Origin of the sequence: Sphaerisporangium viridialbum (genome assembly GCF_049674955.1) — a bacterium.
GTDB classification, from domain to species: Bacteria; Actinomycetota; Actinomycetes; order Streptosporangiales; family Streptosporangiaceae; genus Sphaerisporangium; species Sphaerisporangium viridialbum.
Map to the genome: position 1 here is coordinate 8,936,054 of NZ_CP187232.1, position 21,829 is coordinate 8,957,882.

Below are 21,829 nucleotides of genomic sequence, written 5' to 3' on the forward strand. Positions count from 1 at the left end.
TCACAGCCCTCCGGTCGGTGAACTCCCTGGTCAGCCGCAGGAGCCGACCCATTCGGCGGTGCCGTCCGCGAAGACCTGGTGCTTCCAGATGGGCACTTCCCGCTTGAGGTCGTCGATCAGGCGCCGCGACGCCTCGAACGCCTCGCCCCGATGCGCGGCGGCCACGGCCACGATCACCGCGGTGTCGCCCAGCTCAAGGTCGCCGACGCGATGCACGGCCGCGAGCGCGGTGAGCGGAAAGTCCGCGGCGACCTTCTCCGCGACCCTTCGCAGCTCGTCCTCGGCGTTCGGGTGCGCGGAGTACGACAGCAGGGTGACGGGCTTGCCGTGGTCTTGACTTCGCACGGTGCCGACGAAGATCGTCGTACCGCCCGCGGCGTGGTCGCCGACGGCCCCGAGGACCTCGTCCACGGAAAGCGGGGTGTCGCGAATGCCCAGCAATCGGATGACGTCCACGCCCCGAGAATACTCCGCGTGCCGGGCGTGGCCAGAGATCCCCATGCCCCGAGGGGTACCCGGATGCGGGCCCGGACGCGCCCGGAGCCCGCACATCCGCAGGTCCGGCGACGAGCGACCGGGCACACCCCTGAACTCCTCCTAGATCGGCCCAGACCCCTCTAGATGCGCCGCTTGCGGCGTGCCCTGCGGACGATGGCGGCGGTGCCGATGACGGCGACGGTGGCGCCCGCGGCGGTGAGCGTGGCGTCCTTTCCGGACAGGCGGCGGCCGACGACCGCGTGCTTGCCCTCGCGAAGATCGAGAAGCTGCTGGAGCGCGGCCTCGTTCGTCCATGCGGGCTTCCACCCGGCGGCGCGCAGGGACGCGCAGTCGACCACCCAGGGGTAGACGACGTAGTGCAGGTCGGTGGCGGGGGCCGGCGTGATGCCGAGGCGGTGCAGGCGCTGGGCGGTGCCGAAGGTCAGCCCGGCGGGCAGCTCGAAACGCCGCAGGCCGGACAGCTCCTCGACCTGCTCCATTTCCAGCCACCCGTCACTGCCGACGGTGACGACCCCGGAGACCAGGCCGAGCGCCGCCAGCTCCAGGGCGGAGACCAGGTCGTCGACGTGGCAGAACTGCCAGTGCGGCGCCGAGCCCTTGACCGTGAGCAGGCGCGGAGCTTCGAAGTGGCGCGTGACCACGGTGTCCATGCCCGGCCCCACCACGGCGGCCGGCCGCAGCACGGTCACCTCCAGGCCGGGATGGCTGCGAAGGCAGCGGCGTACCAGGGCCTCGATCTCCAGGTGGTCGCCGACGACGCCGGAGTCGGGCTCGGCGGCCACCGGGGCGTCCTCGGGGAGCGGGACCGGGTTGTCCGGCACCGCCCCGTAGACCATGGCGCTCGTGACCAGGACCACCCGTCGCACCCGCGCGGCGGCCGAGGCCGTGAGCACGGTCTGGGCGGCCCTGAGGTTGTAGGCGCGGCGCTCGGACGGGTCTGCGTCCAGCCGGTAGTCGGACGCTAGATGGACCAGGACGTCGACATCGGAGATCCGGTTCGCCAAGAGCGGATCTCGGACGTCAAGGACTCGCCAGGTGACGTCAGGGACGTCGCCCCGCTGGTCGTCAATCGCCACCACACGGCGGAAATCCGCAGACGAGGCGACCCGGGAGAGGAACTCCCTCCCCAGCCCTGTGGCCGCGCCGGTGACGGCGACGACCGGTGGCCGGAGGCGTTTCGAGGTAGGCACGAGGTCCTCACTTTGCACTGATCCGCCCTACGACGGATAACGTGGCGGATGTGGACTCCTCCATCCTGCACGAGGTAGAGCGGTGACTGACCTGCCAGGTCGCGAAAACGACCCCAACGAGAATCCGTTCGCGATGTTCGGCGACCCGGAGCAGATGGCCGCGGCCATGCGCCAGTTCGCCGACATGCTCTCGGCCCCGGCGGGCTCTGGGCCCGTCAATTGGGATATGGCCAAGAACATCGCGCGCCACGCCGTGGTCGCCGAAGGCGATCCGAGCGTCATGGAAGGCGAGCGCCGCCAGATCGTCGAAGCGCTACGCCTCGCCGACCTCTGGCTGAATGAGGTCACCGAGCTGCCGAGCGGCCTCACCAACCCGGAGGCGTGGAGCCGTTCGGAGTGGATCGAGAAGACCGTCCCGGTTTGGAAGCGGCTCTGCGACCCGATCGCCGAGCGCATGGTCGAGACCATGGGCGGCGCCCTCGGCGGCGCCGGTCTCGGCGGCGAGGCCCAGGCGATGGCCGCGCAGCTCGGGCCGCTGATGGGCATGATGCGCCAGATGGGCGGCATGATGGTCGGCACCCAGATCGGCCAGGCCCTCGGCACGCTCGCCCCCGAGGTGATCGGCTCCTCCGACATCGGGCTGCCGCTCTCGGAGACCGCTGCGCTGCTGCCCGGCGGCATCGCCGCGTTCAGCCACGGCCTTGAGATCCCCGCCGAGGAGATCCGCCTGTACCTGGCGCTCAGGGAGGCCGCGCACCACCGCCTCTTCCAGCACGTGCCGTGGCTGCGCACCCAGCTCTTCGGCGCCGTCGAGGAGTACGCCAAGGGCATCACCGTGGACACCTCCGCGCTGGAGGAGCAGATCCGCGGGCTCGACATCAGCAACCCCGAGCAGATCCAGGAGGCCCTGAGCGGCGGGGCGCTGCTCAAGCCCGAGGAGACCGACCGCCAGAAGGCCGCGCTCGCGCGGCTGGAGACCATCCTCGCCCTGGTCGAGGGCTGGGTCGGCACGGTGGTCGACTCCGCCGCCGAGGGCAAGCTGCCCTCCGCCGCCGCGCTGTCCGAGACGGTACGGCGGCGCCGCGCCACCGGAGGGCCGGCGGAGCGCACCTTCGCCACGCTCGTGGGGCTGGAGCTCCGTCCGCGTCGCCTGCGGGAGGCCGCCGCGCTCTGGCAGGCCCTCGCCGCCGACCGCGGCGTCGACGGGCGCGACGCGGTGTGGTCCCACCCCGACCTCATGCCGACCGCCGGCGACCTCGACGATCCCCAGGCCTTCGTCCGGGGCGAGGCGAGGTTCGACCTCTCGTCGTTCGAGGACCAGGGCGGGCGGGAGCCCGGCAAGCCCGGCGACACCCCGGAGGAGCCGGGCTCGAAGGAGCCCGGCGGCGAATGACGCTGCGCGACGACGCCCGAGCCGCGCTGAGCCTGTGGACCGCGCCCACCCCCGCCGAGGAGTTGCTCCGCAAGGAGTTCGTGGAGCACCTGCACGCGTTCGACGACGCCATGTGGCGCTCGTGCGCGGCGGGGCACCTCACGGCCACCACGGCGGTGCTGTCGCACGACGGTGACAAGGTGCTGCTCACCCTGCACGCGAAGGCCCAGATGTGGCTGCCCATGGGCGGGCACTGCGAGTTCTCCGACGAGTCGCTCGAAGCCGCCGCGCTACGCGAGGCCACCGAGGAGTCCGGCATCCCCGGGCTCAGACTGCTGCCGGGGCCGCTCGCGCTCGACCGCCACCGGGTGTGGTGCCACCCGCCGCACAGCTGGCACCTCGACGTCGAGTACGGCGCGGTGGCGCCGCCGGGGGCCGAGTTCGTGATCAGTGACGAGTCGCTCGATCTGCGGTGGGTGCCGGTGGACGACATCCCCGAGCCGACGGACGAGGCGACCCGCAGGCTCGCCCGGCGGGCGAGGGCGCTCGTGCTGTCCTGACACGCCCGGCCTGTGGCTCCGGCTTCTTCACGCCGTTCCTACATTCGCTCGATAGGGTCGTGGTCGGAACACCGACCCGAATCCTGAGATGGGTGAACGCCACGGCCGAGACACAGGTGGGCGGCGTGATAGTGACCCCTTCCCGCCCGCGACGGCGACTGCGCGTGCCGGGCACACTGGCCTGGCTCGCGGTGACGCCGTTCGCCGTCTGGGCGGTCACCCGGGTGGGCGGCCTGGAGCGCGGGTCCTTCTCCGAGCAGATCATGACGGCCACGCCGTACGCCGCGGCGGGGTCGCTGCTGCCGGTGCTGCTGTCGGTCCTGTCCAAGAAGAAGGCCGTGACCGCCGTCGCGGTCGCCACGTCCGTGGCGCTGGGGTGCAGCGTGCTCCCCCGTGCCATCGGGGACGCCCAGGTCACGTCCGGGCGGCCCTTCACGGTGCTCACCGCGAACCTCTTCTTCGGCCACGGTGACGCGGGCACCCTCGTCGACCTGGTCCGCCGGCACCGCCCCGACATCCTCAACACCCAGGAGCTCACTCCGGGGGCGGTGGCCGATCTCGACGCGGCGGGGCTGAAGGAGCTGATGCCCTACCGCTACCTGCAGGACGAGTGGAGCGCGGCGGGCAGCGGCATCTACTCCAGCCATCCGATCACCCGGCTCGACGGGCTGTTCCAGGTGATCGGCCACAACATGCCCGCGGTGCGGCTGAGCCTGCCCGGCGGGCCCGAGGTCGAGGTCGTCGACGTGCACACGCTTCCCCCGCTGGGCCGTCAGGTCGCCCAGTGGACCGCGGGGTTGCGGGCGCTGCCGCCGGGGCCCTCGTCTGGACCGTTCCGCATCCTGGCCGGCGACTTCAACGCGAGCCTCGACCACGCCGAGCTGCGGCGCCTGATCGCGCGGGGTTACCACGACGCGGGCGACACGACCGGCAACGGCCTGACCCCCACCTGGCCCGCCAACAAGCGGGTGCCCCCGATGATCACGATCGACCACGTGCTCGCCGACCATCGCGTGTCCGTGCTGGGCTACCACGTGTACGACGTTCCCGGCACCGACCACCGGGCCGTGCTGACCCGGCTGTCGCTGCCGGCCGGGGGCGGCGGGGTCTAGGCGCTGAGGAGCGCCCGGGTGTTCTCCCAGCCTTCGAGGCCGGGGTCCAGCCGGGCGATGTCGCCGGGTCCGCGCAGCCGATGCCAGCCGGGGCCGGTGGCGACCATGCGGCTCCCGGGCGCCTGGCCGCGCAGCCGCACGACCACGTCGGGGTCGTCGAAGCCGGCCGAGGCCCACTCGGGGAACGGCAGCCTGGCGGCCATCGCCACCGCGCCGCCTTCGGCGGCCGGGCAGACGGCGATGGGCGCGCGGCCCAGCTCGCGGAAGAGCTTGCCGATCAGCAGCGGGGGCAGGTCGGGCGCGTCGCCGCTGATCACGACCGCCTCCTCGCCGTACGGCTGGAGGGCCGCGAAGGCCTCGGCGGGGCCGGCGGAACCGGAGAGCGCGATCACCCGCGTGCCCGGCCAGGCGAGGTCGTCCAGCCCGTCGACGCCGGCGGCGAGAATCACGGGCTCCACCAGGTCGAGCCCGGCCACGATCTCGTAGGTGTCCTCCGCCAAGGCGAGCAGGAACTCGGCGGGATCGACCCCGGGCGGCGCCCCCTTGCCCATCTCGGGCGTGACCAGGACGGCCGCGAGCCTCAACACTCCTCCACTGAGCCGTTGGCCGCCATGGAGAACCCTTCCAGGAAGCCACGCGCGCGCTCGGCCTTGGGGTAGCGCTCCACCAGCGCCCAGAATCGGGGACCATGGCTCGGCACCAGCAGGTGCACCAGCTCATGCATGATCACATAGTCGACCACCCAGGCGGGCATGCCACGCAGACGCGTCGAGAGGCGGATGCTCCCGTGGTCAGGGGTGCACGACCCCCAGCGGTGCCGCTGGTTGTCCACCCATCGCACGCTGGTGGGCCACGCCTGGTCATCGAGGTAGCGGGTGGCCAGCTCTCGGGCCCGGCCGAGCAGATCGTCGTCGCTGGGCCGCCTGCGCTGCTCCTTGGCCGCGAGCCGGTCGAGCATGCGGCGCACCCATTGTTCCTCATCCACTCTGCTCAAACCGGCAGGCAGGAGCACGATGGTCTTGTCGCCATCGCGGTATGCGGATACGGTCCGCCGTCGGCGTGCACTCCGGCGGACCTCGACTGTCTCGGGGGGCACATATGCACGGTAGCCGAGACTTCTGGGATTCCACAGGGGGTGAATCACGTTTTCGCTGGTCAATCCGCGTTCGCGTAATGTTCAACAATCACATCGCTCACAACTGCCCCACGAGTTGGTGAGCAAGGGGCGGGCGAGACGTGACCGGTCCGCCGTTGTTCGCGCAGGGCGCATCGCTCCCCCGTCGCCCCCGGAGTTATCCACAGGTGGGCACAACCGGCCTCGGCCCGTGGTGGAGATGTGCCAGGCTGCGCGACCGTGACCACGCCAACGCCTCCCACGCCCCGCCCCTCCCGGCAGCCCGTCCGGCCCAGGCTGAAGCCCGCGCTGCGCCGGGTCGACCGCGACGACCGCACCCTGCAGCTCGGCGTCCATCCCCTCCGTGCCGTCGTGCTGACCGAGCTCGAACCCCGCATGCGCAGGTTCGTCGAGAGCCTCGACGGCACGCGCACGCTCGACGAGCTGATCGCCCGAGGCGAGCTCGACGAGGGCACCGTCCACCAGGTCATGCGCATGCTGACCGAGCGCGGGCTGCTCGACGACGCGTCGGTGCGGCCGGAGCCGCTGCGCGGGCTGTCCGCCGCCGAGCGCGACCGGCTCGCGCCCGACCTCGCCGCCCTGTCCCTGTCCGCCGCCGACGCGGGCGACGGCGGGCTCGCGGCGCTGGAGCGTCGCCGCGCCGCCTACGTCCGGGTGTACGGCGCGGGCCGGGTCGGCGCCCAGATCGTCGCCCTCCTCGCCGCCGCGGGTGTCGGCCACCTGTGCGTGATCGATCCGGGTACGGCCCGCCACGAGGACGTCGTGCCGGGCGGGCTCTCCTTCGCGGAGATCGGGCGCGGCAGGCAGGAGGGCGCGGTGGCGGTGGCCCGCCGGGTGGCACCGGGCGTCAACGCCTGGACGGGGCGCACGGCCTCGCAGCTCACCGACGGTGCCCGCCGTCCCGACCTGGTGGTCCTGGCTCCCGTGGGCCCGCTCGACGGTGTGGTGACCGGCGAGCTCGTGGCCCTCGGCATCCCTCACCTGCTCGTGACGGCGGGCGAGGGGGTCGGCTCGGTGGGCCCGCTGGTGCTCCCGGGGCGCACCTCCTGCCTGCGGTGCCTGGAGCTGACGCGGCGCGACCGCGACCCGTCGTGGCCGGTCGTCGGCGCCCGGCTCGGCGGCTTCCCCGCGGGCGAGATCGCCTGCGACACGGTGCTGTCAACGCTGGTCGCGGCGCAGGCGGCCGGCCACGCGCTGGGTTCTGTCGACGGCCTGGAGCCCGTTGTGACCAACAGCACAGTTGACGTAATGCCTGATTGGCGCTGGAAAAAACGCTCGTGGAGCACTCATCCGCAATGTCGTTGTAGTCGAAACCAGTTTGGTCCGCTAACAATGGTCGCGTGAGTGACTTCCCCCAACATGCCGTGACGCGTTCCGCCAAGCTGGCGACGCTCCCCCTGGGGTTCGCCGGCCGCACCGCTCTCGGGCTCGGCAAACGGATCGGTGGGAAGTCCGCCGAGATCGTCGCCCAGGAGATCCAGCAGCGCACCTCCGAGCAGATCTTCCGGGTCCTCGGCGAGCTCAAGGGCGGGGCGATGAAGCTCGGTCAGGCGCTGTCGATCTTCGAGGCGGCACTCCCGTCCGAGATCGCCGGTCCCTACCGCGCGACGCTCACCAAGCTGCAGGACGCGGCGCCGCCGCTGCCGGCGTCCACGGTGCACGCGGTCCTCACCGAGCAGCTCGGCGACGACTGGCGGGAGAACTTCCTGGAGTTCGACGACGCCCCCACCGCCGCCGCCTCGATCGGCCAGGTGCACAAGGCCGTCTGGCACGACGGCAGGGAGGTCGCCGTCAAGATCCAGTACCCCGGCGCGGGCAAGGCGCTTCTGGCCGACTTCAACCAGCTCGCGAGGCTCGGGAAGCTCTTCGGGGTGCTGCTGCCGGGGCTCGACATCAAGGCCGTGGTCGGCGAGCTGAGAGAGCGGGTCTCGGAGGAACTCGACTACCTCAGGGAGGCGGAGGCCCAGCACGGCTTCGCCACGGCGTTCCACGACGACCCCGACTTCCGCGTGCCGGACGTCATCGCCGCCAACGAGCAGATCCTGGTCACCGAGTGGATGGACGGCACGCCGCTCTCCAAGATCATCACTGACGGCACCAAGGAGCAGCGCGACCGCGCCGGGCTGCTGTTCGTGCGCTTCCTGTTCAGCTCACCCGCCCGCGCCGGCATGCTGCACGCCGACCCTCACCCCGGCAACTTCCGCGTCCTGCCCGACGGCCGCCTGGGAGTGCTCGACTTCGGCGCGGTGAACCGCATGCCCGACGGCTACCCCGAGGTCTTCGGCACGCTGACCCGCATCTTCAACAAGGGCGACATGAGCACCGTCGTCCAGGGCCTTCGCGACGAGGGGTTCATCCGCCCCCACATCGAGGTCGACACCGAGGCGCTGCGCGCCTTCCTCGCCCCGTACGTCGAGCCCACCCAGGTGGAGGAGTTCACCTTCAGCCGCGAGTGGCTCCAGCGGCAGGTCGCGACCGTGACCGATCTGCGCCCGACCAACGTCGTGCGCCAGCTCAACCTGCCGCCCTCGTACGTGCTGATCAACCGGGTGCACGCCGCGGGCGTCGGCGTGCTGTGCCAGCTCGGCGCCACGGCGCGCTTCCGTGCCGAGGTCGTCCGATGGGTCCCCGGCTTCGCCGACGACGACCCAGAAGGCAGGACCACCGCGCTCGCCGCCTCCTGAGCGGTCATTGGGTTAGTCGCCCGATCCGACCGGTGGGATCGAATGCGCAAAGGGCGGATCCGATTTTCGGATCCGCCCCTTGAATTGTCACTCGGACGCGATGGTCATGGCCTTTCCACGAGCATGCGGCGCCATGATCACAGTCGGGTCCTCGTCGCGTCAGACCATGCGCGCGAGCGCCTGCCGCAAGCGTATGGAAGCGCGTTCTGCCTGCTTGCGGGCCTTCTGCACGCGGACGATGCGGTTGACGAGCCGTTGCTCCTCAGCCTCGCGGTGAAGGGTTTGTATTCGGTCGTGAACCAGTTCTTTGTGCATATAAGGCATCTCGTTGGTCCAAGAAGGAATGGTGGCCATTGGAGTGGTCCTTTCGAAGGTCTCTGACTTGCTGAAGGGTTGAGAGGTGTTTCAGGCTGCGACCGGGGTCTTGCGAGGACGCCCACGCGGCCGCTTCTTCGGTACGACGGTTCCCCTGAGAACGAGCTCCCCGCCCCAGACGCCCCACGGCTCCTCGCGCTCCAGCGCGCGGGCCAGGCAGGCCTTCTGGATCGGGCACCCACCACAGAGTGCCTTGGCGAACTCGACGTCGTCGGGGGACTCGGCGAACCACAGGTCGGGGTCGGTACGACACGGGATATCGGCTTCGTCGACCAGGTCCATGGTCGTCCAAACCGCCATCTGCGTCACCTTTCTGTCTGCTGCTTGATCTGGTCTCTTACCTCTTGAGGTGGTCGGATCTGGCGGCCGAACAACAAGAAGGCCGCGGATCCTGGTACGGATCCGCGGCCTGGAGGCTCTATCAACCGGTCAGGTTATGACCGGTTGCCTCCAGGGTGGCGGACCCTGCACCCCACCATTGGCGGTGCTCGTGGTCTGCGGGTCGCCGGCCTGTCGCTCGAAAGCGATCAGGTGGTCGGTGACCATGGCGGTGTCGCCGTAGGCGAAGGCGGCCGAGCCCAGGGCAGCCTGGACGCGGGCAGTCTTCTCCTGCCGAAGTTTCGCCGGGCCATCGGCGGTGAGGCCAAGGGACACGGGCGCGATCGGAGCGGTCAGGCTCCGCTCAGCTGCGGCGGGAACGACAGTGCTGCTGCTCCGCAGGGAAGCGAGCCACGGCGTGGCGAACATCGGAATCAGAATCGTCTTCACTGGACTCACCTCCCAATCGAGTGCGGGGTCGGACGGGGATCGTCCGACCGGCTTGTGCAAGACTCTAAACGCGGATCACGCAGCCCGGCAACACATTTTCTACCTGCGATTTCACGGATTCGCGACACGAATCATGCACTCTTGCACGACCGAGACCGCGAGCTCTCCCGTGGGGGTGAACATCTGCCCCTGGGCAAGCCCCCGCGCGTTGCCGGACCACGGCGACTCCTGCGCGTACAGCACCCAGTCGTCGACCTTGAGCGGGCGGTGGAACCACATGGCGTGGTCGAGGGAGGCGCCGGTGACGTTCGAGGCGCCCCAGGCGAGGCCGTGCGTCAGCAGCACGGTGTCGACCAGCGTGTAGTCGGAGGCGTAGGCGGCCAGCACGACGTGCAGGAGCGGGTCGTCCGGCAGGTCGGCGTCGTAGCGGAACCACACCTGCGTCTCGGAGCCGCGCAGCGAGGGGTCGCGGTGGGCCTCCCAGGTGAGCGGCGTGACGTAGCGCGCGTCCACCGGGCGCGGCTTGGCCAGCCAGTCGCTCCACGGCTCGGTGTCGCCCACGAGGTCGCGCATGCGGTCCTGGAAGATCGGCAGCGTCTCGGGGCCGGGCACCGCGGGCATGCTCGCCGCCTGGTGGCTGACGCCCTCCTCGAAGATGTGGAAGGACGCGGACAGCGCGAAGATGGTCTTGCCGTGCTGGATCGCGACCACCCGGCGGGTCGTGAACGACCGCCCGTCGCGGACGCGCTCGACGTTGTAGACGATGGGGATCGCCGGGTCGCCCGGCCTGATGAAGTACGCGTGCAGCGAGTGCACCGTGCGGTCGGAGGGCACCGTGCGCCCCGCCGCCACCAGCGCCTGCGCCGCGACCTGCCCGCCGAAGACCCGCTGGATGCGCTCCTCCGGGCTCCGCCCCCGGAAGATGTCACACTCGATCTGCTCCAGGTCGAGCAGGTCGAGGACCTCCTTGAGCGCCTCGTTCACGTCACTTCCCCTCCGCGGCAGATCTCCAGCACGGCCTCGCCGTACCGCTCCAGCTTGACGCGGCCGATGCCGGCGATCGAGAGCAGGGCTTCCTCGGATGTCGGGACCCGCTCGGCCATCGCCTGGAGCGTAACGTCAGTGAACACGACGTACGCGGGCACCTTTGCCTCTTTCGCCGCGTTCGTACGCCAGAGCTTAAGCCGTTCGAGCAGCTCCTCGTCATAGTCGGCGGGACAGGATGAGCAGCGGCCGAGCTTCTGCTCGGCGCCGATGGTCAGGGTCTTGCCGCAGACCCGGCACTGGATCGTCGTCGCGACGCGTGCCTGGCCGGAGCGGCGGTCCCTGGCCGGTGCGCTCGTACGGCTCACGCCGGAGGGGACGCCGGTGAGGCCGTCCAGGAAACGCGAGGGGCGGCGTGCCTTGCGGCCACCCGGCGAGCGGGCGAGCGCCCAGGACAGGTGGAGGTGGGCGCGCGCGCGGGTGATGCCGACGTAGAGCAGGCGCCGCTCCTCCTCGATCTGCTCGGGGCTCTCGGCGTAGATGATCGGCAGCATGCCGTCGGTGAGACCGACCAGGAAGACCGCGTCCCATTCGAGGCCCTTGGCGGCGTGCAGGGAGGCGAGCGTGACGCCCTCGATCGGGGGGGCGTGCTGCTCGGTGGCGCGGCGCTCCAGCTCGGCGACGAAGCGCGGCAGGTCGCCTCCCTCGGCCGCGAGGTCCTCCGCCAGCTCGGCGAGGGCGTTCAGCGACTCCCAGCGCTCGCGGGCGGTGCCGCCGCCTGGCGGCTCGGCCGTGAGCCCGATGCCGGAGAGGATGCCGTGGACGGCCTGCGCGAGCGGCTCCTCGTCGTTGGCCGAGCGGGCGGCCCCCCTCAGCAGCACGACGGCCTGCCGCACCTCGGGGCGTTCGAAGAACCTCTCGGCGCCGCGCAGGAGGTACGGGATGCCCGCCTGGGCGAACGCCTGCTCGTACACCTCGGTCTGGGCGTTGACGCGGAACAGCACCGCGATCTCTCGCGTGGGCACGCCCTGGGCGATCAGCTCCTTGACGCGCCTGGCGACGGTCTCGGCCTCGGCGGGCTCGTCGTCGCACTCGGCGAAGACCGGCACCGGGCCGTCGGGACGCTGCGCGACGAGCTCCAGCCGGTGGGGGGCGCGCGACTTCGCGAGCACTCTGTTGGCCAGGCCGACGACCTGGGGTGTCGAGCGGTAGTCGCGCACCAGCTTGATGACCGTGGAGGAGGGGTGCTCGACGGCGAAGTTGGTGAGGTAGCGCGGGGTCGCGCCGCTGAAGGAGTAGATGGTCTGGTTCGGGTCGCCGACGACGCAGATGTCGTCACGACCGCCGAGCCAGGTGTCGAGGAGGAGCTTCTGCAGCGGGTTGACGTCCTGGTACTCGTCGACCACGAAATAGCGGTATTGCCGGCGGATCTGGGAGGCGACCTCCTCGTGCTCGGTCATCACCGCGGCGGTGAGCTCCAGGATGGTCTCGAAGTCGACGAGATGGCGCCGGCGCCTCAGCGTCTCGTACGCCTCGTACAGGCGCGCGACCTCCTCGGGGCCGATCGGGGGCGTGCGGCCGGACTTCGCGGCGAGAACGGGGTAGTCCTCCGGCGCCACCTGGGTGACCTTGGCCCACTCGATCTCGCTCGCCACGTCGCGCAGCTCGCCGCGGTCGGGGCTGCGCCGGAGCTCGCGGCAGGCCTCGACCAGGAGCGGCAGCTTGGACTCGACCACCTTGGGCGGATCGCCGCCGATCACCCGGGGCCAGAAGTAGGTGAGCTGGCGCAGGGCCGCGGCGTGGAAGGTGCGCGTCTGGACGCCGCTGGCGCCGAGCTCGCGCAGGCGTTGCTTGAGCTCGCCCGCGGCCCGTGTGGTGAAGGTCACCGCCAGGACGCCCTGCGCGTCGACCACACCGGTGCGGACGGCGTGGGCGATGCGGTGGGTGATCGCCCGGGTCTTGCCCGTGCCCGCGCCGGCGAGCACGCAGACCGGCCCCCGCACCGCCTCGGCCACTTCGCGCTGCTCCGGGTCGAGCCCGGCGAGGGCGTCTTCGCGCTCCAACTGGGCCTCCTAACGTGCGATGCGGACGGGGGTGCTGGCATCATCCTTCCAGCAGCGAACCACGCGCGTGGCTTCTCATGTGCACAACCCAGGGCCCTACGGGCATCATCGAAGGCACCGGGTTGTCCGCGACGCGGGGTCAGCGCGTGCACGAGTGAGGCATTTTGCCCCACAATGGGGTGCCATGATTACGGGGAAGGAAAGAGCCCAGTGAGAAGCGCGGTAACGGTGGGATCGCTCGCTCTGGCTGCTGCCGTCGCCCTGGCACCCGCCGTCGCGTCGCCGGCGGGAGCGGTGACCGCGCCGACGCCCACGCCCACCCCCACTCCCACTCCCACCCCGATCGCCACTCCCTCAGAGGATGTGCTGGCCTCGACGGTGGTCCGCACCTACTCCTATGGACGGCAGTCCGCGCACCAGCGCATGGACGTGTGGTGGCAGCCCGACGCCGGGCGCAGGCCGGGAGTGTTCGTCATCCACGGCGGCTGGTGGAGCGGTGGCGACAAGAAGTACATGACCGAGGTCACCCGCATGTACGCCTCGATGGGCTACACGGTCTTCAACATCAACTACCGGCTCTCGCAGGAAGCGCCGTGGCCGGCGCAGCGCACCGACACGCTGTCGGCCATCGCCACCGCCCGCAGGCACGCCGACCTGTTCTCCTTCGACCCCGACCGCTACGTCGTCATCGGGTTCTCGGCGGGCGGCCACCTCGCGACCGCCGTCGGCACGTACAAGGACGGCCTCCCGGGGCTGCGCGGCGTCGTCGGGATCTCCCCCGTCGTGTCCCCGCTCACCGCGTACTCCGACGGTGACGAGGGGGCCGACTTCGACCAGCGCAAGCTCCGCCAGTCCGCCATCGCGCTCGCGGGCCACTGCCGCCCGACCGGCGCGTGCGCGAAGGTCTGGGCCAGCATGGAGGTGCCCTGGCACGCGAGCGCGCACGACGCGCCCGTACTGACCGTGCACTCCAAGGACGAGTTCGTCCCCGCCTACCAGAGCGAGTTGCTGAAGGAGCAGCTCAACCAGGTCGGCGTGGCCATGAACATCCGCGTCGTGCCGGGCATCAACCACAGCGCGCCGCTCTACCGCGAGCCGGGTGTGGCGACGGGCATCGCCGAGTGGGTCGCGGGCAAGCTCGCGCCGCCCGCCCCGCCTAAGACCTCCGCTTCGCCTAAGACCTCCGCTTCGCCGAAGACCTCTACCCAGCAGAAGACCTCTACCCAGGCGAAGACGGCGGCCCAGCAGAAGACGGTCACCCGGCAGGAGGCCGGGGCACAGCGGGAGACGGCGAGCCGGCTGCCCGCACTGCACAAGGTCAGCGCCCGGAGATCCGTCCTCTAGAGTGCGGGAACACGAGCGATCCTCATGGTGTTGCCAGCTAGTGCCAACGCCACTCGGAGGACGTGAAGGGAAAAATCACGCTATGGCGCTCAAGGTCTACACCACCAGCTGGTGCGGTCCGTGCAAGCGGCTGAAGAGCCAGCTGGCGCGCGAAGGCATCTCCTACCAGGAGATCGACATCGAGGCCAACCCCGACGCGGCGGAGTTCGTCATGAGCGTCAACGGCGGGAACCAGGTGGTCCCCACCGTCGTGCTCGAAGACGGCACCGCACTCACCAATCCCTCCGTCATCCAGTTGAAGGGTCTGCTCGCACGGGCCCAGGCCTGACGCGGCCACGGCGAAGGTCACCGGCGATCGGGGTTCTCCCCGGTCGCCGTTCGACGTTCACGGGGCAGCGCGTAAGGCGTCACCAGTCGCCGGGCAGGTACGAGCCGTACCAGGTCTCGATGAGACGGCGGGCGATGGAGACGCCGGGCGGGAGCCGCAGCTCGCCGTTCTCCACGGCGGCGCCCAGCTCGGAACGGGTGACCCAGAACGCCTCGGCGATCTCCTCGGGATCACAGATGATCTTCGTGGTGGTGGCCTGCGCGAAGAAGCCGAGCATCAGGCTGCGCGGGAAGGGCCACGGCTGGCTTCCCATGTAGCGGGGAGCGGTGACGGTGACCCCCACCTCCTCGAACACCTCGCGCGCGACGGCCTGCTCCAGCGACTCGCCGGGCTCCACGAACCCCGCGAGGACCGAGAACCGCCCCTCGGGCCACTGCGGGCCCCGGGCGAGAAGGCAGCGGTCGCCGCCGTCGTGGACCAGCATGATGACCGCGGGGTCGACCCGGGGGAAGTGCTGGCTGCCATCCTCGGGGCAGACCCGCATGTGACCACCGGCGACGACGGTCGTGGGGCTGCCGCACCTCGGGCAGTGGTCGTGGGTGGCGTGCCACGCCTCCAGGGCGACGGCGTTGACCAGCAGCCCGGCGTCGCGGTCTCCGAGCGCGGCACCCGCCTTGCGCAGCCCCTCGGAGGCGACGTCGGCCCAGTCGGGGACATCCTGGATAGCCCCGGCGACCTCGGTGCCCTCGGGCAGCGGCAGCGGAGCGGGGAGGGGCAGCGGGGCCTCGACCGCGACGGCGAAGTAGGCGACGCCCTGGGGGTCGACGCCGAGGAGGTAGCGCTCGCCGGCGGGGGCCTGGTGCGGGGCGAGGAACACCAGCTCGGCCGTGCCGTTGTGGCGGCGGATCAGCGTGTTGCCGTCGTTTATGAGCAGGACGCGGGTGCCTGGGTCGGCCCAGGTGGACTTCAGCCAGGCCTCGTCGTTTCGGTGAAGAGCGGACCTGTCGACCCCTCCTCGCGCCAGAAGCAAGGGCCCGAGCAGCCCCTCTTGCGAGATCTCCTCCACGTGCGCCTCCTCCCAGCAGACTGCCCATCCTATGCCGCTCCGGAGGACCGACCGAAATGCCTGCCCCACCAACGACAACACGGACTTTTATCGTGATTAGCATGTCGGGCAGCAGGCTGATCTCCGTACGGCTAGGATGCGCTGGTTAGGTTAGCCTTACCTGATCCGGGGGTGCCCTGCGTGCGGCTGTACCTCACCGCGCTCAATCCGACCGACTCGGTCACCAGTGGATTCCTTCCCGCGGCCCGCGCGCTGGGATGCGAGGTGACGCTGCTCACCGACCAACCGGAGCGTTTCCCCGGCGTGGAGGCGCTGCGCACCGACGTCCGCGACGCCCGCTCGGTGATCGACACGATCGCCCGCCACCACCGGCCCGAGGCGATCTTCTCCAACTCCGACCACATCCAGCCCGAGACCGCGCTGGCCGCCGGCTATTTCGGGCTTCCCGCCAAGGACTGGCGCGCCTGCCTGACCGCCAAGAACAAGGCGCTCATGCGCGACAGGCTCGCCGCCGCCGGGGTGGAGACGGTCCGGTCCGTACGGCTGGCGCCCGGTGACCCGGTGCCCGGGGACCTGCCGTACCCGGTGGTGGTCAAGCCGCGCGAGGGGGTGGCCAGCGAGGACGTCGTGCTGGCCGGGGACGGCGGGGAGCTGGCCCGGGTCGTGGAGGGCATACGCGCCCGGCGGCCCGGCGCGACGCTGGTCGCCGAGGAGTACCTCGAAGGGCCGCTGCACACGCTCGAAACGCTGGGCGACGGCCACGCCCTGCACGTTCTCGGCGGGTTCCGCACCACTCTGGGGCCGCTGCCGCACTTCGTGGAGGAACGGCTCGACTGGCGTCCCCCGGACCCCGCGTCGCGGGAGCACGTCCTGCGGGCTCTCGCCGCGATCGGCGTCGGTTTCGGCGCCTGCCACACCGAGTACGTCCTCACCGCGCGGGGTCCGCGCATCGTGGAGGTCAACTACCGGGTCATCGGCGACACGTGCGACTTCCTGCTCGCCGAGCTGCTCGGAGTGCCGCTCTTCGAGTGGATCCTCCGCGTCCACCTGGGCGAGCCCGCCACCACACCCCCGCACACACCCGCGCACGGTGCGGCCGTGAGTCTGATCGCCGGACGGTCAGGAACCATCAAGGAGGCTCCCGGAGACGTGGCGGAGACCATCGACGGCGTACGGCTCTCCCACCGGCCACTTCGGCCGGTGGGAGAGACCGTCGAGCCGACCCACACCAACCGCGACTACCTCGGCATCGTCCGCGCCATCGGCCCGGACGAGAACGCCGTGAACCGGGCGATCGACGCCTTCCGCGCCCGCTCCCCCTGGGTGGTCGAATGACCCCCGCCACCGTCGAGTGCGGCGACGACGCCGCCGCGGCTCCGGCGGGCGGTGGGGACACCGCCGAGTCGTACCTCGCGGCGCGCGTGCTGAACGCCCTGCTCCGGGAGGACTACGGCGGGCTGGCCGCGCGCATGACCCGCACCAAGGACGGCGTCCAGCTCGTGCTGCCCACGGGACGGCGGGTACGGCTCTCGCCCGGCCGGCTGTATCAGGACTTCGTGGTCGCGGGTGATGAGTCGCTGACCCTGGACGAGGTGCTGGGGACGCTCGCCGGGATCGCCGACCCGGCCGACGCGGGAGGGGTGGCCGCCTTCACCGAGGAGTGCCGCGCGGCCCTGCGCGCGTACGAACTGCACGACGCCCACCGAGCGCAGGTGCTCACCCGCCTCCACCACGAACCGGCGCTCCCTTCCACAGGTTCAGCGGGCGTGGGGGCCTGTTCGACCGTGGTGTACGAGACGCTCGGGGCGTTCGCCGATCATCCGGTGTATCCGACGTCGCGGTCCCGGCTCGGCCTCTCGGACGAGGAAGTGACGGCCTACGCCCCGGAGTTCGCGCCGAGCTTCGCGCTCCGCTGGGCGGCGGTGCCGATCGAGCGGGTGACCCGTTCGGGGGACCTTCCCCCCTGGTGGCCCGCCGCCGCGGACCCCTCGTACGTACCGTTCCCCGTGCACCCCTTGACGCTGCACGCGGTGCGGGACATACCCGGCGTGATCGTCCACGACGAGCCGTACCTGATGGTGCGGCCCACGCTGTCGATGCGCACCGTCGAGGTGGACGCCCGGACGCATCTCAAACTGCCCCTGGCCACCAGCACCCTCGGAGCGCGCAACCGCAGGTCCATCAGACCGGGCACCCTGGGCGACGGCGCGCGGGCGGAGCGGCTGCTGCGTGAGGTGCTCCTCAGGGAGCCCGACCTCGACGTGCTCCTCGCCGACGAGCAGACCTACGCCCACGCCGGCCACGAGCACCTCGGCTGGATGGTCCGCCGCCTACCCCCCGGAGAGATCGTCTCGGTCGCCGCCCTGCTCGCCCCATCCCCCGCACGGCCAGGGTCCCGGGTGCTCGATGCCCTGGCCGGACGGCATTGCGAGGGGAACGTCGGCGCGCTGCTCGCCGGCTACCTCCGCGTGCTGTTCGCGTGGAACGTCAGGCTGTTCGTGACCTACGGCGTCGCACTGGAGGCGCACCAGCAGAACCTCTCCCTGGTCTTCGGCGACGGGACGACGCGGTTGCTGGTCAAGGACAACGACGGGCTGCTCGCCTCGCCGGACCGGCTGCTCGCGGCGGGCCTGTCCGTACCGGACTTCGCCGACCGGCGCCTGCTGACCGACGACCCGCACGCCCTCGCGGACGTGTTCGTGACGATCACCCTGCACCTGGCCGCCGCCGCGATCGCGTTCGGCGCCGGCCACGGCGAGCTGGTCGCCGAGGCCCTCGAAGGCGCCCTCGCGCCGTACGGCGGCCATCCGATGGCCCGGCTGCTGCGGGCCCGGACGCTCGACGCCGCGCGGCTGGTCGGCAAGTCCATGGTCAGCGCGGGAACCCTGGTGGACCGGGCACGCATCGGCGCCGCCGACATCAACAAGCACTACGGCACCAGCGGCCCGAACTACCTGCGCCGCCATCCTCGCAGAGAGGCGAACCATTGAACGGCGTCGCGCTCGACTCCCCCAGCCTCGGCTCCCCCGCCCGCGGCTCTTCCAGCCGTGGCTCTTCCGGTCTCGTGGAGGGAGTTTCCGAGGCGAAGGGCGTGTCCGAGGAGGTCGCGCGGGGGATCGCGGAGAGGGCCGCGCTGGCGGCCCTGCTTCGCTGCTGCGTACGCGAGGTGGCGGGCCCGCGCGGCCAGGTGTGGGCAGCCGCGCCCTTCCTGCTGCTGCGCCTGGCGGCGAACCTCATCCGCGTGCCCACCTCGGGTGGCCTCGCGCTCCGCTTCGACGGCCCGGCCGAACGGCTGGAACGAGGCTCCTGGCGCCCCCTGTCCGTGGACCACCTCGTACACCTCGTCGAGACCGAGCTCGCGGGCCAGGACGATCCCACCGGCGCGGTTGGCGTCGCGGGGTACAACCGGGAGTTCGCCGGGCAGGTGGGGGGTAGCCGGGCGGCGGTCGCGACGCTGCTGCGCGTGCGGGCGTCCGCCACGCCGCCTGAGGACCCGTGGCTGGCCTCGGAGCAGGCGCTGGTCTTCGGGCACCCGTTCCATCCCTCGCCGAAGTCCCGCGGAGGCTCGGCATGGGTGCGGTACGCGCCGGAGGCGCACGCCGCGTTCCCGCTCCGGCTGCTCGGCGTGCGGGACGACCTGGTGGCGTCCGGGGGCGATCCCGGGGTCCTCGACAGGCTCGGCCACGCGCCCGCCGGGTACACGCTGCTGCCCGCCCACCCGTGGCAGCTCGAACTGCTCGGCGCGGAGCTGGCCGCCCCGTTCGCGGACGGCCGGCTCGTGGACCTCGGGTACAGCACCCGGCAGGCGGTCCCCACCTCGTCGGTACGGACGGTGTACGAGCCGCACATCGGCAAATGCCTGAAGTTCAGCATCGATGTACGGATCACCAACTGCGTGCGGAAGAACGCCTGGTACGAGCTGACCGCGGCGGCCGAGCTGACCAGGCGACTGGAACCGGTCTTCGGCGACCTGGCCGAGCGCTTCCCGGGGACCGGCTGGCTTCCCGAGCCCGGATACCGTTCGGCGTCGCTCGGCACCCGCCTGCTCGAAGGCCTCGGAGTGATCGTCCGCTCCAGCCCATGGGAGGTCACCGGGCCGGGCGTCACACCCGTACTGGCCGGGACCCTGGCCGCACTCGGCGATGGCACCCGGCACGCGGGCAGCGGCACCGGAGACCCGACCGGGGGCACCGGAGGAACGAGCCAAGGCACCGGAGACGCGGACGACGGGATCCGAGGCGCGGCCGGGGGCGAAGGTGAGGCAGCGGGAACGGGGGACGTCCTGGGGGCCTCGGTGGGTGCGATGCGGCGGGATCCGGTGGGTTGGTGGGGGGCGTACGTCGAGCGCGTCGCGCTGCCGGTGCTGGACGCGTACTTCCGGCATGGCGTGGTGCTGGAACCCCATCTGCAGAACGTGCTCGTGGGCATCGACCCCGTAGGCATGCCAGTTGAAGCCATATTTCGGGATATGGAGGGCACCAAGCTGGTCGCCGGGCGCCACGACCTATCTGGCCTGCCCAATCTGGTCGCGGCAGCGGCCACCTATGACGCCACGCGCGGCTGGAACCGCGTGGTCTACTGCATCATGGTGAACCATCTCCCCGAGATCGCGGCCACGGTGGCAAGATCGGCGAAAGTCCACCGCGAAACGACCACCGAGCCGGCGGCATCCCTTGACGAAGACGAGTTGCTTCGCGAGCTGTGGGCCGACACGCGCGCACGGGTCGCCCGGTACGCCGACGAGAACGGCCGGCCGCTGCTCCTGGACGACCTGCTGGCCGGGGTCCCCCTGCCCGCCAAGGCGAACCTGTCGGCCCGGTGGGCCCGCTCAGCCGACCGCGACGCCGGATACGTCCCCGTAGCCAACCCTTTCGCAGGATGGCCCACGTGATCGTCCCCGTGGCCGGTTCCGTTGAAGGAGGGGTCTTGTGATTGTTTCGATGGTTCCCGTCGTCGGCGGTTTCGCGGGAGGGCGGGCGTGATCGTTCCTGATCGGGTTCGGGAGCGGGCTCTTCGGCTCGCTGACGCGCTGCCCGCCTACGTGTACGACATGGCGGCCCTGGACCGCCACGCGTCCGCCGTGCGGCAGGCGTTGCCCGGCGTCGAGATGTACTACGCGGTCAAGGCCAACCCCGACCCGGCGCTGCTGCACGCGCTGGCCCCCTATGCCGACGGCTACGAGGTGTCCTCCAGCGGCGAGGTCGCCCACGTGCGCTCGGTGCTGCCGGACGCCCGGCTCGCCCTCGGAGGTCCGGGTAAGACCGACGCCGAGCTGGCTCTCGACGTCCATCGCACGCACGTCGAGAGCCCAGGCGAGCTGCGCCGCCTCATCGACATCGGCAGGCCGGTGGACGCGCTGCTGCGGGTCAACCTGGACGTCCCTGTGGAGGGCGCGTCGCTCACGATGGGCGGCGGTGCGACGCCGTTCGGCATGGACCCCGACGGGATCAGCGAGTGCCTGGAGCTGATCCGGAGCCAGAACAGGGTACGGCTGCGCGGCGTCCACGCTCACCTGGCCAGCGGGCTCCAGGCCGGCGAGCTGCTCGACCTCGCCAAGGCCGTGCTGTCCTTCGGCCGCGAGCTGGAGGCGGCCGAGATCAATCTCGGCGGCGGGATGGCCGTGTCGTACACCGACCCCGAGGAGCGGTTCGACTGGGAGGCTTACGGCGAGGGCCTCGCCGAGCTGCGGCAGCCGGGCGAGACGCTGCGCATCGAGCCCGGGCGGGCGCTGACCGCCTACTGCGGCTGGTACCTCACCCGCGTGATCGACGTGAAGCGCGTACACGGCGAGGTGTTCGCCGTGGTCACCGGTGGCACCCACCACCTGCGCACCCCGGTGGCGAAGGGTCACGACCAGCCCCTCGCCGTACTGCCCACGGGCCGCACGGGCACAAGGCTCACCGGAGCCACCGGAGCCGGGGTCACCGGGGTCACCGGCACTGGGGTCACTGGGGTCGCCGGAGCTGGAGCCGCCCGGGTCGGGGGGGTTACCGATGAGCCGGTTACGGTTGTCGGGCAGCTTTGCACGCCCAAGGATGTGTTCGCGCGCAGAGTGCCCATGTCGGTGAATGTGGGCGACATCATCGCGTTCGGCATGGCCGGCGCCTATGCCTGGACCATCTCCCACCACGACTTCCTCATGCACCCGAAACCGGGCTTCCATTACCTGACCTGACGCGGCGCGCTCCCCCCGGCGCGGAGCTGGTTGAGGGTGTGGCCCGTGGCCTGCTTGAACAGGTACTCCGCGCGTTCGTACGAGAGCCTGCGGCGGCCGGTCTCCGGGCACAGATCGCCGGGGGCGGGGGGACGCCCGGGGCCGGGCCTGCGGTCCGACAGGAACAGGGGGCCGC

Annotated in this window: 21 protein-coding genes; 11 read left to right on the forward strand and 10 right to left on the reverse strand. The window is 71.3% G+C overall.

Annotated features, from left to right (window positions below; all coding sequences use genetic code 11):
• Positions 1 to 30: 30 nt before the first annotated feature.
• Both ACOZ38_RS40190 and ACOZ38_RS40195 read right to left on the reverse strand, forming a co-directional pair.
• Positions 31 to 456: a molybdenum cofactor biosynthesis protein MoaE gene (locus ACOZ38_RS40190; protein ID WP_424536130.1), complete on the reverse strand. Its 426-nt coding sequence runs from the start codon at positions 454 to 456 to the stop codon at positions 31 to 33.
• Between the two features lie 161 nt (positions 457 to 617).
• A complete protein-coding gene (locus tag ACOZ38_RS40195) occupies positions 618 to 1,688 on the reverse strand; it encodes an NAD-dependent epimerase/dehydratase family protein (RefSeq protein WP_405141490.1) in 1,071 nt (356 codons plus the stop codon).
• Between the two features lie 82 nt (positions 1,689 to 1,770).
• On the opposite strand from ACOZ38_RS40195, the gene ACOZ38_RS40200 reads away from it, so the two are divergent.
• From ACOZ38_RS40200 to ACOZ38_RS40210, 3 genes are all read left to right on the forward strand, one after another.
• Entirely contained in the window at positions 1,771 to 3,081 is a 1,311-nt protein-coding gene (locus tag ACOZ38_RS40200) for a zinc-dependent metalloprotease (protein WP_405141491.1), read from the forward strand.
• Positions 3,078 to 3,620, forward strand: coding sequence for an NUDIX hydrolase (locus tag ACOZ38_RS40205; protein ID WP_405141492.1), 543 nt, complete (start codon positions 3,078 to 3,080; stop codon positions 3,618 to 3,620). The genes ACOZ38_RS40200 and ACOZ38_RS40205 overlap by 4 nt, the downstream gene beginning before the upstream one ends.
• Before the next feature lie 92 nt (positions 3,621 to 3,712).
• Positions 3,713 to 4,732 (forward strand): endonuclease/exonuclease/phosphatase family protein, encoded by a 1,020-nt coding sequence (locus ACOZ38_RS40210; protein ID WP_424536131.1) that lies wholly within the window; start codon positions 3,713 to 3,715, stop codon positions 4,730 to 4,732.
• Here ACOZ38_RS40210 and ACOZ38_RS40215 read toward each other — a convergent pair.
• Entirely contained in the window at positions 4,729 to 5,319 is a 591-nt protein-coding gene (locus ACOZ38_RS40215; RefSeq protein ID WP_424536132.1) for a hypothetical protein, read from the reverse strand. The genes ACOZ38_RS40210 and ACOZ38_RS40215 overlap by 4 nt on opposite strands.
• Entirely contained in the window at positions 5,313 to 5,828 is a 516-nt protein-coding gene (locus ACOZ38_RS40220) for a M48 family metallopeptidase (RefSeq protein WP_405141496.1), read from the reverse strand. The genes ACOZ38_RS40215 and ACOZ38_RS40220 overlap by 7 nt, the downstream gene beginning before the upstream one ends.
• A 258-nt stretch (positions 5,829 to 6,086) precedes the next feature.
• Between ACOZ38_RS40220 and ACOZ38_RS40225 the strand changes: the two genes are divergently transcribed.
• On the forward strand, positions 6,087 to 7,211 hold the full coding sequence (locus tag ACOZ38_RS40225) for a ThiF family adenylyltransferase (protein WP_424536133.1): 1,125 nt from the start codon (positions 6,087 to 6,089) through the stop codon (positions 7,209 to 7,211).
• Positions 7,208 to 8,551, forward strand: a complete 1,344-nt coding sequence (locus ACOZ38_RS40230; protein ID WP_405141498.1) for an ABC1 kinase family protein — start codon at positions 7,208 to 7,210, stop codon at positions 8,549 to 8,551. The genes ACOZ38_RS40225 and ACOZ38_RS40230 overlap by 4 nt, the downstream gene beginning before the upstream one ends.
• Before the next feature lie 159 nt (positions 8,552 to 8,710).
• Here ACOZ38_RS40230 and ACOZ38_RS40235 read toward each other — a convergent pair whose 3' ends face one another.
• The 5 genes from ACOZ38_RS40235 to ACOZ38_RS40255 form a co-directional block, all read right to left on the reverse strand.
• Entirely contained in the window at positions 8,711 to 8,905 is a 195-nt protein-coding gene (locus ACOZ38_RS40235; protein WP_424536134.1) for a hypothetical protein, read from the reverse strand.
• A gap of 51 nt (positions 8,906 to 8,956) precedes the next feature.
• A complete protein-coding gene (locus ACOZ38_RS40240; RefSeq protein ID WP_358547093.1) occupies positions 8,957 to 9,226 on the reverse strand; it encodes a WhiB family transcriptional regulator in 270 nt (89 codons plus the stop codon).
• Between the two features lie 129 nt (positions 9,227 to 9,355).
• The gene (locus ACOZ38_RS40245) at positions 9,356 to 9,694 is read right to left on the reverse strand and encodes a hypothetical protein (protein WP_424536135.1); all 339 of its coding nucleotides are present in this window, start codon (positions 9,692 to 9,694) and stop codon (positions 9,356 to 9,358) included.
• Between the two features lie 111 nt (positions 9,695 to 9,805).
• Positions 9,806 to 10,678 carry an acyl-CoA thioesterase gene (locus ACOZ38_RS40250; RefSeq protein WP_405141502.1) on the reverse strand — a complete coding sequence of 291 codons (873 nt, stop codon included), beginning with the start codon at positions 10,676 to 10,678 and terminating at the stop codon, positions 9,806 to 9,808.
• Positions 10,675 to 12,741: an ATP-dependent DNA helicase UvrD2 gene (locus ACOZ38_RS40255; protein WP_424536136.1), complete on the reverse strand. Its 2,067-nt coding sequence runs from the start codon at positions 12,739 to 12,741 to the stop codon at positions 10,675 to 10,677. The genes ACOZ38_RS40250 and ACOZ38_RS40255 overlap by 4 nt, the downstream gene beginning before the upstream one ends.
• A gap of 210 nt (positions 12,742 to 12,951) precedes the next feature.
• Here ACOZ38_RS40255 and ACOZ38_RS40260 point away from each other — a divergent pair, with 210 nt between their 5' ends.
• Entirely contained in the window at positions 12,952 to 14,085 is a 1,134-nt protein-coding gene (locus tag ACOZ38_RS40260; protein ID WP_424536137.1) for an alpha/beta hydrolase, read from the forward strand.
• A gap of 82 nt (positions 14,086 to 14,167) precedes the next feature.
• Positions 14,168 to 14,413 carry a mycoredoxin gene (locus ACOZ38_RS40265; protein WP_424536138.1) on the forward strand — a complete coding sequence of 82 codons (246 nt, stop codon included), beginning with the start codon at positions 14,168 to 14,170 and terminating at the stop codon, positions 14,411 to 14,413.
• A 79-nt stretch (positions 14,414 to 14,492) separates the two neighbouring features.
• Here ACOZ38_RS40265 and nudC read toward each other — a convergent pair whose 3' ends face one another.
• Positions 14,493 to 15,479 (reverse strand): NAD(+) diphosphatase, encoded by a 987-nt coding sequence (nudC, locus tag ACOZ38_RS40270; protein ID WP_424536139.1) that lies wholly within the window; start codon positions 15,477 to 15,479, stop codon positions 14,493 to 14,495.
• A 180-nt stretch (positions 15,480 to 15,659) separates the two neighbouring features.
• On the opposite strand from nudC, the gene ACOZ38_RS40275 reads away from it, so the two are divergent.
• From ACOZ38_RS40275 to ACOZ38_RS40290, 4 genes are all read left to right on the forward strand, one after another.
• On the forward strand, positions 15,660 to 16,814 hold the full coding sequence (locus ACOZ38_RS40275) for a siderophore biosynthesis protein (protein ID WP_424536140.1): 1,155 nt from the start codon (positions 15,660 to 15,662) through the stop codon (positions 16,812 to 16,814).
• Positions 16,811 to 18,469 (forward strand): IucA/IucC family protein, encoded by a 1,659-nt coding sequence (locus ACOZ38_RS40280; RefSeq protein ID WP_424536141.1) that lies wholly within the window; start codon positions 16,811 to 16,813, stop codon positions 18,467 to 18,469. Before ACOZ38_RS40275 ends, ACOZ38_RS40280 begins: the two co-directional genes overlap by 4 nt.
• Positions 18,466 to 20,370 carry an IucA/IucC family protein gene (locus tag ACOZ38_RS40285; RefSeq protein WP_424536142.1) on the forward strand — a complete coding sequence of 635 codons (1,905 nt, stop codon included), beginning with the start codon at positions 18,466 to 18,468 and terminating at the stop codon, positions 20,368 to 20,370. Before ACOZ38_RS40280 ends, ACOZ38_RS40285 begins: the two co-directional genes overlap by 4 nt.
• A gap of 87 nt (positions 20,371 to 20,457) precedes the next feature.
• Entirely contained in the window at positions 20,458 to 21,654 is a 1,197-nt protein-coding gene (locus ACOZ38_RS40290) for an alanine racemase (protein WP_424536143.1), read from the forward strand.
• The last annotated feature ends 175 nt before the right edge of the window (positions 21,655 to 21,829 follow it).

Excerpts from the sequence above, each read along its gene's own strand:
- ACOZ38_RS40205 (WP_405141492.1), top strand. The coding sequence starts at position 3,078 with ATGACGCTGCGCGACGACGCCCGAGCCGCGCTGAGCCTGTGGACCGCG.
- ACOZ38_RS40235 (WP_424536134.1), bottom strand. The coding sequence starts at position 8,905 with ATGGCCACCATTCCTTCTTGGACCAACGAGATGCCTTATATGCACAAA.
- ACOZ38_RS40240 (WP_358547093.1), bottom strand. The coding sequence starts at position 9,226 with ATGGCGGTTTGGACGACCATGGACCTGGTCGACGAAGCCGATATCCCG.
- ACOZ38_RS40265 (WP_424536138.1), top strand. The coding sequence starts at position 14,168 with ATGGCGCTCAAGGTCTACACCACCAGCTGGTGCGGTCCGTGCAAGCGG.
- ACOZ38_RS40280 (WP_424536141.1), top strand. The coding sequence starts at position 16,811 with ATGACCCCCGCCACCGTCGAGTGCGGCGACGACGCCGCCGCGGCTCCG.